The sequence below is a fragment of the Photobacterium sp. Ph5 genome (genome assembly GCF_022129445.1).
Lineage (GTDB): Bacteria > Pseudomonadota > Gammaproteobacteria > Enterobacterales > Vibrionaceae > Photobacterium.
This window is the reverse complement of the sequence record NZ_JADQAQ010000017.1, coordinates 33,927-49,300: the sequence shown is the minus strand read 5'-3', so window position 1 is coordinate 49,300 and position 15,374 is coordinate 33,927. Positions and strand designations below refer to the sequence as shown.

The following is a 15,374-nucleotide window of genomic DNA, read 5'->3' as shown; positions in this document are numbered from 1 at the left end:
GACACTTACTCAGCTGCAGCTGCTGGTGCTTCCGTATTCTCATAAATCAGTAGAGGTTCAGATTCACCTTTAATTACTGACTCATCGATAACAACTTTACTTACACCTTGCTGAGATGGTAGCTCATACATAGTATCAAGCAGTACCGCTTCCACAATAGAACGTAGGCCACGAGCACCTGTTTTACGCTCCATTGCTTTACGTGCAATAGCCACAAGTGCATCATCACGAAACTCAAGTTCAACATTCTCAAGCTCTAATAACGCAGCATACTGTTTAGTTAGTGCGTTCTTAGGCTCACGAAGGATCTGAACGAGTGCTTCTTCGTCAAGCTCACCTAATGTTGCAGTCACTGGTAGACGACCGATAAATTCTGGAATCAAACCATATTTAACAAGATCTTCAGGCTCAACTTTCTCAAACAGATCACTTAATGTATCTGTTTGGTCTTTTGAACGCACTTCTGCGCCAAAGCCAATACCAGTTCCTGTTGCTACACGCTGCTCAACAACTTTATCTAGGCCTGCAAATGCACCACCACAGATAAATAGGATCTTAGAAGTATCAACTTGTAAGAACTCTTGTTGAGGATGCTTACGACCACCTTGTGGTGGAACAGATGCAACAGTACCTTCAATCAACTTCAGTAATGCTTGCTGTACACCTTCACCAGATACGTCACGAGTGATCGATGGGTTATCTGATTTGCGAGAGATCTTATCGATCTCATCAATGTAAACAATACCACGTTCAGCTTTCGCCACGTCGTAATCACATTTCTGTAGCAATTTCTGGATAATATTTTCTACGTCTTCACCCACGTAACCCGCTTCAGTTAGCGTTGTTGCGTCAGCCATCGTAAACGGCACATCTAACATTCGTGCTAGTGTTTCAGCTAATAGCGTTTTACCACTACCAGTAGGACCAATAAGTAAGATATTACTCTTACCTAGCTCAACACCTTCACTAGTTGTATCGCCATTACGTAGACGTTTGTAGTGATTATATACCGCAACAGCTAGCACTTTTTTCGCATGTGCTTGCCCGATTACGTAATCATCTAGGTTGTTACGAATTTCTTGCGGAGTCGGCAGTTCATCACCATCGCGTTTAGGCATCACTTCTTTAATTTCTTCGCGAATAATGTCGTTGCACAAATCAACGCATTCATCACAAATATAAACGGAAGGGCCTGCAATCAGCTTGCGAACTTCATGCTGACTTTTACCGCAGAAAGAGCAATACAATAGCTTACTGCTACCACTCTCTTTTCGCTTATCTGTCATTCGCTAACCTCTTATTGGGGTATTCCCATCATTGCCTTGTCTTGAGTGTATAACAAGTCGGCTTATTTTGCTGCGTTAACTATCTAGAGCTAATCAGCTAAATAAGTACTTAGTCACGCTTACTCAACACAGCATCCACTAAACCATATTCTACAGCTTGATCTGCAGACATAAAGTTATCACGGTCAGTATCACGCTCAACAACCTCTAGTGGTTGGCCTGTATGTTCAGCCAACAAACCGTTTAGACGCTGTTTGATTGTTAGAATTTCTTGTGCATGGATTTGGATATCCGATGCTTGTCCTTGGAAACCACCTAATGGCTGGTGAATCATTACTCGTGAGTTAGGCAGACAGTAACGCTTACCTTTCGCACCACCAGCAAGTAAGAATGCTCCCATTGAACATGCTTGCCCCATACACACAGTGCTCACATTAGGCTTGATGAACTGCATTGTGTCATAGATTGACATACCCGCAGTAACAGAACCACCTGGAGAGTTAATGTATAAGAAGATGTCTTTATCTGGGTTTTCTGACTCTAAAAATAGTAGCTGGGCTACTACTAAATTAGCCATGTGATCTTCAACCTGACCTGTTAAGAAAATCACACGCTCTTTTAAGAGACGAGAATAGATATCGTAAGAACGCTCACCACGAGAAGTCTGCTCGACCACCATAGGTACCAGCGCATCCAAAATTGGTGACATGGCGTTTTTTTCTTGGTAGCTCATAACGTTATTTCCCTAAAATAAATGGCCCGAATGAAATGACTCACACGGACCATTGTTAGCAGAAGACTTGAGATAATGTCAAATCTCTACATCAATTTCAGCAAATTAAGCAACTGGGTTCATTAGCTCATTGAAGCTAACGTCTTTATCAGAAACCTGTGCTTTCGCTAGAAGTGCGTCAATTGCTTGCTCTTCTAGAGCAACATTACGCATGTTGTTCATTAGCTGTTCGTTAGTTTCGTAGTACTTAACTACTTCTGATGGATCTTCGTATGCAGAAGCCATTTCAGCGATGATTGCTTTAACGCGCTCTTCGTCTGCTTTTAGCTCTTCTGACTTGATCACTTCACCAACTAGAAGACCAACTACTACGCGACGCTTAGCTTGCTCTTCGAACAATTCACGTGGTAGTTCAGGCATGTTCTTAGCATCACCGCCAAAGCGTTGTGCAGCTTGCTGACGTAGTGCTTCGATTTCTTGATCGATAAGAGCAGCAGGAACTGTGATATCGTTTTGCTCAACAAGACCGTTAAGAACTTGATCTTTGATGCGACCTTTAACAGCTTGCTTAAGTTCACGCTCCATGTTCTTACGAACTTCAGCTTTAAGACCGTCAACAGAACCGTCTTCAACGCCGAACTTAGCAACGAACTCTTCAGTTAGTTCAGGAAGCTCTTGTGCTTCAACTTTGTGAAGTTTGATAGCGAATGTTGCAGCTTTACCTTTTAGGTTTTCAGCGTGGTATTCTTCAGGGAACGTTACTTCTACAGTAAACTCTTCGCCTGCTTTTTTACCCACAACACCTTCTTCGAAACCAGGGATCATACGACCTTGGCCCATAGCAAGTGCGAAACCTTCAGCTTTACCGCCTTCGAACTCTTCACCGTCGATAGTACCAACGAAGTCGATAGTTACACGGCTGTTTGCATCAGCTGCTGCGTCTACTTCAGTCCACGTAGCTTGTTGCTTACGTAGAGTATCAAGCATTGTATCAACGTCAGCTTCAGTTACTTCTACAACTGGCTTCTCAACAACAACTTTATCTAGACCTTGAAGTGCGATTTCTGGGAATACTTCGAAAGTCGCTTTAAATACTAGGTCTTTACCTTCAGCAATTTCTACTGGAGTAAATGTTGGCGCGCCTGCTGGGTTGATTTTCTCTTTAACGATAGCTTCGATAAAGTGACGGTGCATTACTTCACCAAGAATGTCTTGACGAACTGATGCGCCAAACATTTTAGCAACCATCTTAATTGGTGCTTTACCAGGGCGGAAACCGTCGAAACGACGAGTTTTAGCAATTTTCTTTAGTTCAGCTGTTACTGCATCTTCGATGTTTGCAGCAGGAACAGTGATTGTTAGTTGGCGTTCTAGGCCTTCAGTGGTTTCAACGGTAACTTGCATTATATTTAACCTCAAAACTTACTCAGCTTTCTGAGTGATGTTGCCGAACAGCCATTTACTGACGGTGGCATCCTTTTCGTGTTACGGCTCGAAAACCATAACGCCTCAATTCTTTTACTTTATTTCTAAACTGTCAGATCTGCTCATCCAACTTAGAAATTAAAGCGCGTTATTATAACGGCACACTTAGGTGACGTCGAGATGAGATAGACTAAACTGCTATCTAGCTCTACAACTGAAACACAAGATAGGGTCTATAACGAGCATTTCAAGGGGTAAGGAGAAAATAATCGTAGATCTCTGCGTTTTTTGGGTTCAAATGTTGGAAAAACAGTCGAATTAACGCAAATAGGAAGTAAATAGAAATCATTTTTTAGACATTCAATACTAACAAATAGAGTGATTTTTTGTATTTGAAGAAATTAGAAATGTATTAAATATTGAAGATTATAAATAAAGAAGAGAGAATGGCACGCCCTGCAGGATTCGAACCTGCGACCACATCCTTAGAAGGGACGTGCTCTATCCAGCTGAGCTAAGGGCGCATCATTGTGTAACATGACGTTACGAGGCAGGATTATACGTTGCTAATCATTTAGGTCAATACGTTTACTTTAAATTTCATGATTTAAACAGCCAACCGATTAAAGTTAAACCAATCTGTTTTAATTTCAGTTTTATCCCCTCACTTATTCACACGTATTCCCTTCAACGATAAAGACTTAATATCGTTATTCTCAATATCATTATTATTCAACGAACAAAAAGCAAACGTTTGCGCTATGGCTAATATTATCATTTTCTGACACAATAATAGCGTCCACATGCTTAGCCTATATAAAAAGGATTACCATGACCGCCCAAATTATTGATGGGAAATTAATATCCCAAACAGTTCGACAGGAAGTTGCCGCTAGAGTGAAAGCTCGTACTGATGCTGGTCTTCGTGCACCCGGCTTAGCTGTTGTGCTCGTAGGTCAAGATCCTGCTTCTCAAATTTATGTCGGTAGTAAGCGCAAAGCTTGTGAAGAAGTCGGCTTTGTCTCTAAATCATTTGATCTACCATCAACCGCTTCAGAAGAAGAGTTATTACTACTAATTGACGAATTAAATCTAGATCCGACGATTGATGGCATTTTAGTCCAGCTTCCATTACCAGCAGGTATGGACAGTACGCGAATTTTAGAACGTATTGATCCTGAAAAGGACGTTGATGGTTTCCATCCATACAATGTTGGCCGCTTAAGTCAACGTATACCGAAACTGCGTTCTTGTACCCCTAAAGGTGTGATGACACTCTTAGATCGTTATAATATTCCTGTTCGAGGTAAAGAAGCGATCATTGTTGGCGCTTCTAATATTGTCGGGCGCCCGATGACACTCGAGTTATTATTAGCAGGCGCAACAACAACGACTTGTCATCGTTTTACTCAAGATCTTGAGAGCCATGTTCGCCGTGCCGATATCCTTGTCGTCGCTGTTGGTAAACCTAACTTTATTCCTGGTGCTTGGATCAAAGAAGGTGCAACCGTTATTGATGTGGGTATTAACCGATTAGATAACGGTAAATTATGTGGTGATGTTGAATTTGATATTGCCAGCCAAAAAGCAAAACACATCACTCCAGTCCCTGGTGGTGTCGGCCCAATGACAGTCGCAACATTAATAGAAAATACAATGTTAGCTTGCGAGCAGTTCCACGGCGAATAATTTCAAATAAAAAGAGCAATATCTATTGCTCTTTTTATTTTCCAAAACAATTTATTTTTTAATTAACAGACTACTTCTAATTATCAGATATAATAGCAAAAGTTAAAATTCCATCCATTTATAGATTTAAACCATCTGATAAAGTAGAGAAATAAATGATTCATTCCTTCCGCTTATTTTTTATTAGTTGTTGTATTCTTTTTTCATCTTCGTTATTTGCAAATACAACATCTCAAAAGTTTGATATCAAAGATACTGTAACAGCGCCTAATAATGATAAAGCATTGATCGCTTTTAATGTCGGTGTTGATTTATCAGGTATCGAGCAACCCGCAACTATCGCTGCTGAATCTATCGAAAAGATGGCATTATCATTACAAACAATGGCTAAACATCCTAACTTGACGCCATCACAGCAACAGACCGTTATTGAAACATTTCAACAAATCGACACATTAGCAAAAACATTTAATCAATCTGTCGCAGCTCTACCACAAGCTGTTGCACAGACAAGTCAACCGATTATTACTGCATCTAAAACTGTCATTAATGAGATAAAGATCTACACGATTGTTTTTTTTGCTCTAATTCTTCTATTACTAATATTAGTACTTATTGCTATTTATTATTTAATGCTTGCTCCGGTTAAAAATATTCTTATTGAAACTACGGGGAAACTTAATCATATGGCTGATGCATTAGAAACAACCGCAAACCTTGTGCATGAAAGTAACAAATTTCACCATGAAATATTAAAAAGTATTCATCATTACGAAGAGCAACAACGTAAACATAGTTCACTAGAGCAGATTAAATAAATAAAAAAGCGATGGAATACCATCGCTTTTCTTTTAATAACACAATTTATGACATTCGCTATAAGCTTTTAGCTAGTTGTTTTAAATACACTGTAAATTCTTCACCAAATTGATTATGGCGCATACCGTATTCAACAAACGCTTTCATGTAACCAATTTTGCTACCACAATCATGGCTTACGCCTGACATATGAAATGCATTCACTTGTTGAGACTGCATTAACATATCAATAGCGTCAGTTAATTGAATTTCATCACCGGCACCAACAGGAGTACGCGCTAATAATGCCCAAATTTCAGCAGGAAGAATATAACGACCAACAATCGCTAAGTTAGAAGGAGCTTCTTCAACCGATGGTTTTTCAACAACTTTTGTCATAGGTGCAGATTCGCCAGCATGTAATTCCACACCATTAATATCCGCAACACCATAGCTTGACACTTCAGACATAGGAACAGGTTCAACCATCACTTGACTAACTTTAGTTTCGTTGAACATTTTCACCATGGCTGCCATATTATCGCAACGTAAATCGCTCGCAACATCATCCAAAATCACGTCCGGTAAAACAACAGCAAAAGGCGCATCACCAACAAGAGGATGTGCACATAATACTGCATGCCCCAAACCTTTAGCTTGGCCTTGACGTACATGCATAATGGTCACATCAGGTGGACAAATCGCTTGTACTTCTTCAAGTAACTGACGCTTTACTCGCGCTTCTAATGTTGCTTCTAATTCAAATGAAGTATCAAAATGATTCTCAATCGAATTTTTTGATGAATGCGTCACTAAAATAATTTCTTTAATACCTGCAGCAACACACTCATTTACTACATGTTGAATAAGCGGCTTATCAACAATAGGAAGCATCTCTTTGGGAATAGCTTTTGTTGCCGGTAACATACGAGTACCTAAACCAGCAACAGGAATAACAGCTTTACGCACTAATGAAGTATTCAATTTTTTTTCCAATATATTATGTTTATAAAAATCGTATTAGATGCCTAACAAAGATGCAAAACAGATCTCATTTATAGAGAAAAATGATTATTTTTTAAGTAGATCTGTATTCTCAACACTCACTTTTACAGGCTTACCTAACAAATTAATTAACATAAATGAGCGTTTCTCTCCATCAGGCTCTTGATAAATAGCTTCAAGGCCTTGAAATTTACCTTGCTCTAATTTTAACGTGTCACCCGGTTGAGGCAGCATAGATAACAAACGTTGATGCTCTTCACTATCTTCATTCATCATTAAGTTATAAATAAGTTCTTCACGTACTTTTTGTGGCATTGCACCGCAGCGAATAAAATCTGCAACACCACGCGTTGATCGTACCGATGTATAACTTACCGTTTCAGGATCAAATTGAACAAAAACATAACTTGGAAATAACGGTTCAATTGTCTCAACCCGTTTCCCTCGACTCACTTTTTTTACTGTTACCTGAGGGTAATAACAATCCACACCTTGACGATCCAGATTGATCACTGCACGCTCTTGTTCACTGCGCTTACAATAAAGCAAATACCAATCTTTCATCATCAATCCTAAACATTAAAATTCAGCATCATTATATACATAAATAGCTATTTTTTATATTGCTGCAGATTAGAGATAAAACACATTTATTTTATATTTCTCATAACCCAGCTCGCTTATAACGACTAAGTCAGTAACCACTTTTAAAACAATTTCACAGGCAAAACTTGTAACATTCATGAACAATAAAAAATCACAGGCAAAAAAACCAAAAAAACCAAAAAAACCAAAATAAAACACCAGTTAATTACAGTTAATAAAAACAACACTATAGGATTTATACTGAAAATTAACTTTTCAATTTTGAACAAATAAAGCACAAACACTTATTATTCAATAAGTTGAAATGTTTTCCATTTGTTCTTTAAATGTAAAAACTTGCAGTCGTATATATTGTGCTTTATAAAACTACGGGTATTAGCAAACACACCATCACAATAATATAGAGAATCCTATGAGTCATAATAGTAGTGGTACCTTATTGGGCCACCCAAAAGGCTTGTTCCTATTATTTGGAACTGAGCTATGGGAGCGTTTCTCCTACTACGCCATGCGCGCTATTTTAGTTTTATATTTAACAGATAAAACGATCGATGGCGGTTTAGGCTGGACCACTCAAGAAGCATTAAGCCTATATGGTATTTACACCGGCCTTGTCTACTTTACCCCTTTAATTGGTGGATGGATTGCAGATAACTTTTTAGGTCAGCGCCGCTCAATTATTATTGGCGGTATATTAATGGCTATTGGTCAATTTACTCTGGCACTCCCACACAGTATTGTTGATCCTCATGCAGTAAAAGCTTTCTATTTAGGTCTTACTTTCCTGATCATTGGTAATGGTTTATTTAAACCAAACATCTCTACCATGGTGGGTGATCTCTATAAAGAAGGCGATAACCGTCGTGATGGCGCGTTTACTATTTTCTATATGGGTATCAATATCGGCTCATTACTTGCTGGCGTTATTGCAGGTACAGCGTCAGCCGTTTATGGCTGGAAAGCTGGCTTCTTATGTGCAGGTTTCGGTATGCTATTTAGCTTATTGATCCAACTATTTTTCGCACAACGTTACCTTGGTGATATTGGTACTGTTCCAGCTGCAGTTCGTGATGCAGCAAACAATGCTAGCGGCAAAAAAGAGCCACTCACCAAAATTGAACGAGATCGTCTAAAAGTGATCATGGTGATGTGTACATTTGTTATCGTATTCTGGGCGGGGTTCGAACAAGCTGGCGGCTTGATGAATATCTATTCTCAAGAATACACAAACCGTATGATTGGTAGTTTCGAAGTACCTGCAGCTTGGTTCCAATCACTAAATCCATTTTTCATTATTATTTGTGCTCCTATTCTTGCCGCTCTTTGGGTAAAAATGGGCAAAAATGAGCCTAATTCACCAGTGAAGTTTGCACTGGCCATGTTCTCACTTGCCATTGGCTTTGGCTGTATGATTGGTGCTGCGCTTGAGCAAGGCGGTGATATGACAGTTAAAACATCTATGCTATGGCTGATCGGCGCATACTTCTTCCATACTATTGGTGAGTTATGTTTATCACCGATTGGCCTATCAATGGTGACAAAACTTGCACCTCTTCGTTTAGCGTCGCTGATGATGGGAGCATGGTTTGGTGCCAACGCCATTGCTAACTATATTGCAGGTGAGATTGGTTCTCGTATTGGTGAAGCGGGGCCTCTAGCAATCTTCTCTGGTATTGCAATTACCGCAGTGATTGCCGGTGTATTACTGCTATTACTATCTAACACATTAATTAATTGGATGCATGGTGCTGAATCATCAGCTCATGATGAAAAAGTAGAAGTTAAAACAGCAGAAGCTTAATACATACTGATAATGATCCGTTTAAGGGTAGTGTTACTAACACTGCCCTTTTTTACATCTTGATGTTTTTAAAATTCACACTAAAACTAGCATGCCCCAATTGACTTAGCGATAAACGTCCACCTGATGGAGACAATGCTAACTTCGATAACGTATTGTGCCTTGCCTCTCTTCCAAGCCATTCACCGGATGAAATTTCAAAAGAATCATCACTTGTTCGTAGTTGTGCTTCAATACCCGCTGGAAGAATATGCAAGCATCGATCAGATAAATCAAATACGCCAAACAAGGCCTTAATGGGCGATGCATAACCAGAGTGCTTCATCCCTTTTTCAATCAATGAGACTAAATGGCTCAAGCTTTCCAAACAATTACCTTGATTACGCAAATAATCATTAAAAAAAGCACGAATTAATAATGCTGTTGCCGTCGCATTATGATCGCCGCTGCTAGTATCCAGAAGATAAAAGGCTAATTGACCATCCAATAGCCACGTATAATCAAGAATAACGGGGAGAGAATCAATGGATTGCAATACACAATAATTTAACTGCCATCGCCCATAAGTCGATTGTGTTTCAGGCATTAACCCGACTAATAACTCACGTGCCGCCTTAGGATTATCTTGCAGATCTTTAATGTGCCACTCTAATTCTTCTTCAACCGGCTCTCTATCTTCTGTTGTCACAAACCATCGATTAGAAAAATCTTGTCGATGATGTATCGCACTGTCTTGTCCCTTCAATACCGATACCATAGAAGACTTCAGCATTAAAATATTCTCCAATGGCTTTATTAGGAAGTCCTTAACGCCAAGTCGCAATGCCAATGCAACATCTGTCATTGCGCCTGTTCCCGAAATCACAATAATTGGGATCATCGGATATTGAATAGACACTTCTTCAACAAACTCCATCCCTGTCATAATAGGCATAGCGAGATCACAAAGTAACAGATCAGGAATATGCTCCTTTAATGCGCGTAGCCCTTCTAAGCCATTATCTGCCTCTTGCACCAAGCATCCTTGGCTCTCAAGAAAGCCAACAATCATATTTCTAAATACTGGGTCATCTTCTACAACGAGAACATCTTTCCCTTCTAGCAAAACCACCTCCACAAATACACGCTTAATTTAAGACGCATAACAAGCTGATATTAAAGATCTTAAAGACTGTCTAAGTTTTGCGACTCTATTAAGCATAGAAAAAACACCACAAAAAATATGTATTCATTAGCATTTAATGAAAATAAATTCATTTATGTAATACACTTCAAATTATCGTAAGCCTTTATTTTTGTAAATTTACCCAATCAAACATGATCAAATCGGTATTTTAATAGACAAAACAAAGAAAAAGAGATGCATTTGACTCATTTTGTTATACAATTGCTCATCATAAGCGTTCAATAATGACTTTTTTATGAAACTTGACGATCTAAATTTATTCCGCATGGTTGTGGAAAATGGCAGCTATACCGCTGCATCAAGAAAGACCCAGGTACCAGTTGCTACACTGACACGTCGAATTCAAGCACTTGAAGAAGGCCTTAATATTCGCTTGCTTAATCGTCATGCCCGTAAACTGTCACTTACTGAAGCCGGTCAAAAGTTCTACCATGACTGTGCACCTTTACTACAACAGTTACTTGATACAACTGAACATATTAGTGAAGAATGTAAAGGTGCTGCGGGTAAACTACGTATTGCAGCACCAACCAATATAACTAAAGTAATGCTTCAACCTTTGTTGAATGCATTTATGTTGGAACATCCAGCTATTAGTATTCAGCTATACATGAGCAATGAACCTGATCAACTTGATCCGACTGACTGGGATGTTATGTTCCGCATTGGTCCTCAACGAGATTCAACCCTGATCGCTCGTCGTATTAATGAAGTAAAAGATATTCTTGTTGCTAGCCCTGAGTATTTAAAGAAAAATCCAGAGCCAAAACATGCACAAGATCTTCATGAGCATGTTTTATTAAAGGGTAACCCTTTACTACGCTGGCGCCTAAACAACCACAACGGCGAAACCGTTACGATTAATGAACGTGGTCGTTTTGAAGCAAGTGAACTTAATGTTGTTCGTAAAGCATGTTGTGCTGGCTTAGGGATCACGCTAATGCCTGATGTTATGTTAGAAAAATACATAGCTGCAGGTGAAGTCACCCAAGTACTTAAAAACTGGTCAGCAAACCCACGTGATGTATATTTAATTTACAATCACCGTGATTACCAACCAGAAAAACTACGCCTATTTATTGATTTCGCAAGTCACTACTTTGACTTAGAAAAACACTAAAAACGTTTACTAACAGCGTAACATTTCAATAAAAATGCCATATTAATCGATTAATATGGCATTTTATTTTTCTAGCATTCAATACAATAACCCGCATCAAAAAACAAACAGTTACAAACCTTGCACTCCTCCCCGATCCCGACTAAATGTTATAAGACAGCTCAAAAATCGATCAACAATAATATAACGAACTTGAACGTAATATAATGACAGGGGCGTACTATGATTCTGGGACACCTATGGGGTATATATACCCACCCGAAACAAGAATGGCGCACTATTGATAAAAAACATGAAGGATTACTGAGTGGTTGCTTAAGTCATATTTTGATTATTTCATTACTTCCTTCAATCTTTGCTTTTATATCCAGTGTTTATATTGGCTGGAATATCGGCGCAGGAGAGCCTATTTTCCTTACCGCTTCTAGTGCAATACCTATGGCTATCGCTATGTATATTGCCTTGGTAACAGGTGTGCTAGCACTCGCATATCTTACCTATTGGATGAGTAAAACCTTTGGCGCATCTCCCACTATCACACAAGCAGTTGAACTTGCCGCCTATACCGCCACACCGTTATTTATGACAAGCATAGGAGCACTCTTTCCACATTTATGGTTTCTAATGCTTACAGGACTCATAGGGCTCACCTATTCTGTGTATTTACTCTATACCGGTGTACCCATTTTAATGCACATTCCTGAAGAACGTGGTTTCATTTATGCAAGTTCAATTGTTACCGCAGGACTGGTACTGTTAGTTTCGATTATCACATCATCGGTTATCTTATGGAGTCATGGTTTTGGGCCTGAGTTTATCCATTAAAAGAAAAGCCGGAGTTTTTACACTCCGGCTTATAGCGATATTTACTCACATATAAGGCTTAGATGCCTTCATTATGTAACTCTAAACTGGCTAAATCTTGCTGAATCTCACGTTGTTTTTTCGAGTCATCACTGCGTAGTGAATCTAAATACTCTAAGTATTTTTGGTTCACGTCACCGGTAACGTAATTACCATTAAATACTGACGTTTCAAACAATTTAATATCAGGGTTTCCTTCGGCAACAGCATCAACAAGATCTTGTAGGTCTTGAAAAATCAAACCATCAGCACCGATAATATTTGAAATTTCATCCACTTCTCGGCCATGAGCAATTAACTCATTAGCGCTTGGCATATCAATACCATAGACATTAGGGAAACGAATTTCAGGTGCTGCTGATGCTAAATAAACTTTCTTCGCACCGGCTTCTCTTGCCATTTCGATGATCTGCTCTGATGTAGTACCACGAACAATAGAGTCATCAACTAACAATACATTTTTATCTTTAAACTCAGAGCGAATAGCGTTGAGTTTACGACGCACAGACTTACGACGCATTTGCTGCCCTGGCATGATAAACGTACGGCCCACGTAACGGTTTTTAACAAAACCTTGGCGGTAAGGTTTATCTAACGTACGGGCTATTTCTAGTGCACTATCGCAAGAGGTTTCTGGGATAGGAATAACGACATCGATATCTATATCTGCCCATTCTCGTTTAATCTTTTCACCCAGTTTAGTGCCCATCGCTAAACGCGCACCATAAACAGAGACTTTATCAATAAATGAATCTGGACGAGCGAAGTAAACAAACTCAAATACACATGGATTTAACTGTGGATTATCAGCACATTGCTGAGTAAATAATTGCCCATCAAAAGTGATATAAACGGCTTCACCAGGCGCGATATCACGGACAAAATCAAAACCAACCGCATCAAGTGCCACTGACTCTGAAGCTACCATGTATTCTGTTTTACCTTGCTCTTCACGCTTACCAATACATAAAGGGCGAATACCATTTGGATCACGAAATGCAATTAAGCCATGTCCGATAACCATCGCAACAACCGCATATGCGCCTTTTACAATTCGGTGAACTTCACTGACTGATTTAAATATTTCATCAGGACTAATAGGATAGCTTGGACAATGCTCAAGTTGATTTGCCAGAATATTCAGTAAAATCTCAGAATCTGAGGTTGTATTGACATGACGTTTCGCTTGCTCAAATAAGGTCTCACGAATATCTGCTGCGTTGGTTAAATTACCATTATGAGCCAGTGAAATACCGTAAGGAGAATTAACATAAAACGGTTGGGCTTCTGATGCACTAGAGCTACCCGCAGTTGGATAACGCACGTGTCCGATACCTACATTACCTTGTAAGCGTTGCATATGTTTAGCTTCAAAGACATCACGCACTAAACCATTCGCTTTACGCAGACGGAAACGATTGCTTTCTAAGGTACAAATACCCGCAGCATCTTGGCCGCGATGTTGCAGCACAGTAAGTGCATCATAGATAGACTGGTTTACCGGGGTTGAGCCCACGATTCCAACAATACCACACATTTCCAAAATCCTCGTCATGCATAAAAATACAGTTACCAAATCGAATAACTTGGTAACTGCTATTAATTTGGCGCTATTTCATGTTAGGTAAGAAGCTTGAACTGTGTTTTATATAGGAGAAAAACCATTCAATGACGACGCCAAATTGTGGGATAAGTTTTGACTGTTTCCACCAATCAGCACTTGCAAACCCAGTAAAGGCGTCGAGAAAGAACAATACTGCCGCAACAATTAACACGCCGCGAACCCCACCAAAAACTACGCCCAAAACCCTATCAGTACCAGATAAGCCTGTTTTCTGTACCAACTGACCTATAACATAGTTAACTACCGCGCCAACAATTAGCGTTGCGATAAATAAAACGGCAATAGCGCTACCGTTGCGAAGCATTTCATCATGAAAGTTTGTAAAGTAAACCGCTAGTTGTGGGTAGAAATTACTCGCCACAAAAAAAGCAGTAAACCAGATAACTAATGACAGTGCTTCTTTAACAAAACCACGGATTAAACTTACCAAAGCGGAAAAGCCAATCACGGCTAAAATTACATAATCAATCCAAATCATCATGTGTATTTCGTCTTGTTGATGCGTATTCTAACAGAAAAAATGAAGACGCAAACGTTTACTTAAGGTTTTATTGGGCTAAATTGATACAATTTGCCACTTAACCCGGTTAATTTATTCAAGTCATCAATCTTAGCCAAAAGCTTATCTTTTGAAAGATCAGGGCCTACAACAACTTTTACATACTGACCTGGCTGAGCATTTTTAGGTAATAAATGAGCTTGATAACCATTTAAACGCAACTTCGCCACCAGTGCGCTGGCATTTTTAAAATTACCAAACGTACCTAGTTGGATCATCCAGCCACTATTTTTTAACCCTTGGTCAGAAACCACGGCAGGTTCAGGTTTAACAACAGGCTTCGATTGCGGTTTTACCACAGGTTTAGGTTTCGTAACAGGCACTACAGGTTGTACTGGTTGAGACGTTTTATCTTCTTCAACGGTATAGGTTTCATTAGAATCACTTGATGATGTTGAAACCGTATCTTTACCATTATCCACTGTTACCGTAACAGGATCTTTAGGTAGCTCCGAATTTACCGTTTCAGGGTTAGGAATTTGATTAAATTCCTTTTGATCACCCATTTTAGGTTGTAACGGAATACTTGCGAACTGCTCTTTATAATGCTGTTTTTGTCCATCAAAAAGATCGGGAAGAAAAATCACGCCAACAGTTACCAAAATGATGGTACCAATGAGTCGATTTTGAAATTGGCTAGCCACATGGACTCCTATGCTATTTAACCACTTTATAATA

General features: G+C 39.3%; 14 protein-coding genes and 1 tRNA gene. 5 read left to right on the top strand and 10 right to left on the bottom strand.

The features are described 5' to 3' along the window. Window positions 1-5: 5 nt before the first annotated feature. The 4 genes from clpX to I3259_RS08755 form a co-directional block, all read right to left on the bottom strand. Window positions 6-1,286, bottom strand: coding sequence for an ATP-dependent protease ATP-binding subunit ClpX (gene clpX / locus I3259_RS08770; RefSeq protein ID WP_045127750.1), 1,281 nt, complete (start codon window positions 1,284-1,286; stop codon window positions 6-8). A gap of 109 nt (window positions 1,287-1,395) precedes the next feature. Continuing rightward, the gene (gene clpP / locus I3259_RS08765) at window positions 1,396-2,019 is read right to left on the bottom strand and encodes an ATP-dependent Clp endopeptidase proteolytic subunit ClpP (RefSeq protein WP_238029270.1); all 624 of its coding nucleotides are present in this window, start codon (window positions 2,017-2,019) and stop codon (window positions 1,396-1,398) included. A 105-nt stretch (window positions 2,020-2,124) separates the two neighbouring features. Next, on the bottom strand, window positions 2,125-3,423 hold the full coding sequence (tig, locus tag I3259_RS08760; protein WP_238029269.1) for a trigger factor: 1,299 nt from the start codon (window positions 3,421-3,423) through the stop codon (window positions 2,125-2,127). Window positions 3,424-3,891: 468 nt separating this feature from the next. Continuing rightward, window positions 3,892-3,968: transfer RNA gene (locus tag I3259_RS08755), tRNA-Arg, on the bottom strand. Window positions 3,969-4,275: 307 nt separating this feature from the next. Between I3259_RS08755 and folD the strand changes: the two genes are divergently transcribed. Together folD and I3259_RS08745 are read left to right on the top strand one after the other, a co-directional pair. Continuing rightward, window positions 4,276-5,133 (top strand): bifunctional methylenetetrahydrofolate dehydrogenase/methenyltetrahydrofolate cyclohydrolase FolD, encoded by an 858-nt coding sequence (folD, locus tag I3259_RS08750; protein WP_238029268.1) that lies wholly within the window; start codon window positions 4,276-4,278, stop codon window positions 5,131-5,133. Between the two features lie 155 nt (window positions 5,134-5,288). Further along, complete coding sequence (locus I3259_RS08745) at window positions 5,289-5,951, top strand: hypothetical protein (RefSeq protein WP_238029267.1); 663 nt, start codon at window positions 5,289-5,291, stop codon at window positions 5,949-5,951. Between the two features lie 58 nt (window positions 5,952-6,009). Here the strand turns inward: I3259_RS08745 and galU are convergent, their stop codons facing one another. Next, complete coding sequence (gene galU / locus I3259_RS08740) at window positions 6,010-6,915, bottom strand: UTP--glucose-1-phosphate uridylyltransferase GalU (protein WP_255721142.1); 906 nt, start codon at window positions 6,913-6,915, stop codon at window positions 6,010-6,012. Between the two features lie 87 nt (window positions 6,916-7,002). After that, the gene (gene rfaH, locus I3259_RS08735; RefSeq protein WP_238029266.1) at window positions 7,003-7,500 is read right to left on the bottom strand and encodes a transcription/translation regulatory transformer protein RfaH; all 498 of its coding nucleotides are present in this window, start codon (window positions 7,498-7,500) and stop codon (window positions 7,003-7,005) included. A 454-nt stretch (window positions 7,501-7,954) separates the two neighbouring features. Here rfaH and I3259_RS08730 point away from each other — a divergent pair, with 454 nt between their 5' ends. Continuing rightward, on the top strand, window positions 7,955-9,343 hold the full coding sequence (locus I3259_RS08730; RefSeq protein ID WP_238029265.1) for a peptide MFS transporter: 1,389 nt from the start codon (window positions 7,955-7,957) through the stop codon (window positions 9,341-9,343). Window positions 9,344-9,395: 52 nt separating this feature from the next. Here the strand turns inward: I3259_RS08730 and I3259_RS08725 are convergent, their stop codons facing one another. Next, a complete protein-coding gene (locus tag I3259_RS08725; protein ID WP_255721141.1) occupies window positions 9,396-10,448 on the bottom strand; it encodes a response regulator in 1,053 nt (350 codons plus the stop codon). A gap of 316 nt (window positions 10,449-10,764) precedes the next feature. Between I3259_RS08725 and I3259_RS08720 the strand changes: the two genes are divergently transcribed. Together I3259_RS08720 and I3259_RS08715 are read left to right on the top strand one after the other, a co-directional pair. Then, window positions 10,765-11,649: a LysR family transcriptional regulator gene (locus I3259_RS08720; RefSeq protein ID WP_238029264.1), complete on the top strand. Its 885-nt coding sequence runs from the start codon at window positions 10,765-10,767 to the stop codon at window positions 11,647-11,649. Window positions 11,650-11,871: 222 nt separating this feature from the next. Continuing rightward, window positions 11,872-12,474 (top strand): Yip1 family protein, encoded by a 603-nt coding sequence (locus tag I3259_RS08715; protein ID WP_238029263.1) that lies wholly within the window; start codon window positions 11,872-11,874, stop codon window positions 12,472-12,474. A 58-nt stretch (window positions 12,475-12,532) separates the two neighbouring features. Here the strand turns inward: I3259_RS08715 and purF are convergent, their stop codons facing one another. The 3 genes from purF to dedD form a co-directional block, all read right to left on the bottom strand. Then, window positions 12,533-14,050 carry an amidophosphoribosyltransferase gene (gene purF, locus I3259_RS08710; RefSeq protein ID WP_238029262.1) on the bottom strand — a complete coding sequence of 506 codons (1,518 nt, stop codon included), beginning with the start codon at window positions 14,048-14,050 and terminating at the stop codon, window positions 12,533-12,535. 73 nt (window positions 14,051-14,123) lie between these two features. Continuing rightward, window positions 14,124-14,615 carry a colicin V production protein gene (gene cvpA, locus I3259_RS08705; protein ID WP_006646399.1) on the bottom strand — a complete coding sequence of 164 codons (492 nt, stop codon included), beginning with the start codon at window positions 14,613-14,615 and terminating at the stop codon, window positions 14,124-14,126. Window positions 14,616-14,677: 62 nt separating this feature from the next. Beyond that, complete coding sequence (gene dedD, locus I3259_RS08700) at window positions 14,678-15,340, bottom strand: cell division protein DedD (RefSeq protein ID WP_238029261.1); 663 nt, start codon at window positions 15,338-15,340, stop codon at window positions 14,678-14,680. Between the last annotated feature and the right edge of the window lie 34 nt (window positions 15,341-15,374).

What these genes read in the sequence shown, in the direction of transcription:
- clpP (WP_238029270.1), bottom strand. Translation starts at nt 2,019, where the DNA reads ATGAGCTACCAAGAAAAAAACGCCATGTCACCAATTTTGGATGCGCTG.
- I3259_RS08715 (WP_238029263.1), top strand. Translation starts at nt 11,872, where the DNA reads ATGATTCTGGGACACCTATGGGGTATATATACCCACCCGAAACAAGAA.
- I3259_RS08720 (WP_238029264.1), top strand. Translation starts at nt 10,765, where the DNA reads ATGAAACTTGACGATCTAAATTTATTCCGCATGGTTGTGGAAAATGGC.
- rfaH (WP_238029266.1), bottom strand. Translation starts at nt 7,500, where the DNA reads ATGAAAGATTGGTATTTGCTTTATTGTAAGCGCAGTGAACAAGAGCGT.
- purF (WP_238029262.1), bottom strand. Translation starts at nt 14,050, where the DNA reads ATGTGTGGTATTGTTGGAATCGTGGGCTCAACCCCGGTAAACCAGTCT.
- folD (WP_238029268.1), top strand. Translation starts at nt 4,276, where the DNA reads ATGACCGCCCAAATTATTGATGGGAAATTAATATCCCAAACAGTTCGA.
- tig (WP_238029269.1), bottom strand. Translation starts at nt 3,423, where the DNA reads ATGCAAGTTACCGTTGAAACCACTGAAGGCCTAGAACGCCAACTAACA.
- I3259_RS08745 (WP_238029267.1), top strand. Translation starts at nt 5,289, where the DNA reads ATGATTCATTCCTTCCGCTTATTTTTTATTAGTTGTTGTATTCTTTTT.
- I3259_RS08730 (WP_238029265.1), top strand. Translation starts at nt 7,955, where the DNA reads ATGAGTCATAATAGTAGTGGTACCTTATTGGGCCACCCAAAAGGCTTG.
- clpX (WP_045127750.1), bottom strand. Translation starts at nt 1,286, where the DNA reads ATGACAGATAAGCGAAAAGAGAGTGGTAGCAGTAAGCTATTGTATTGC.
- cvpA (WP_006646399.1), bottom strand. Translation starts at nt 14,615, where the DNA reads ATGATTTGGATTGATTATGTAATTTTAGCCGTGATTGGCTTTTCCGCT.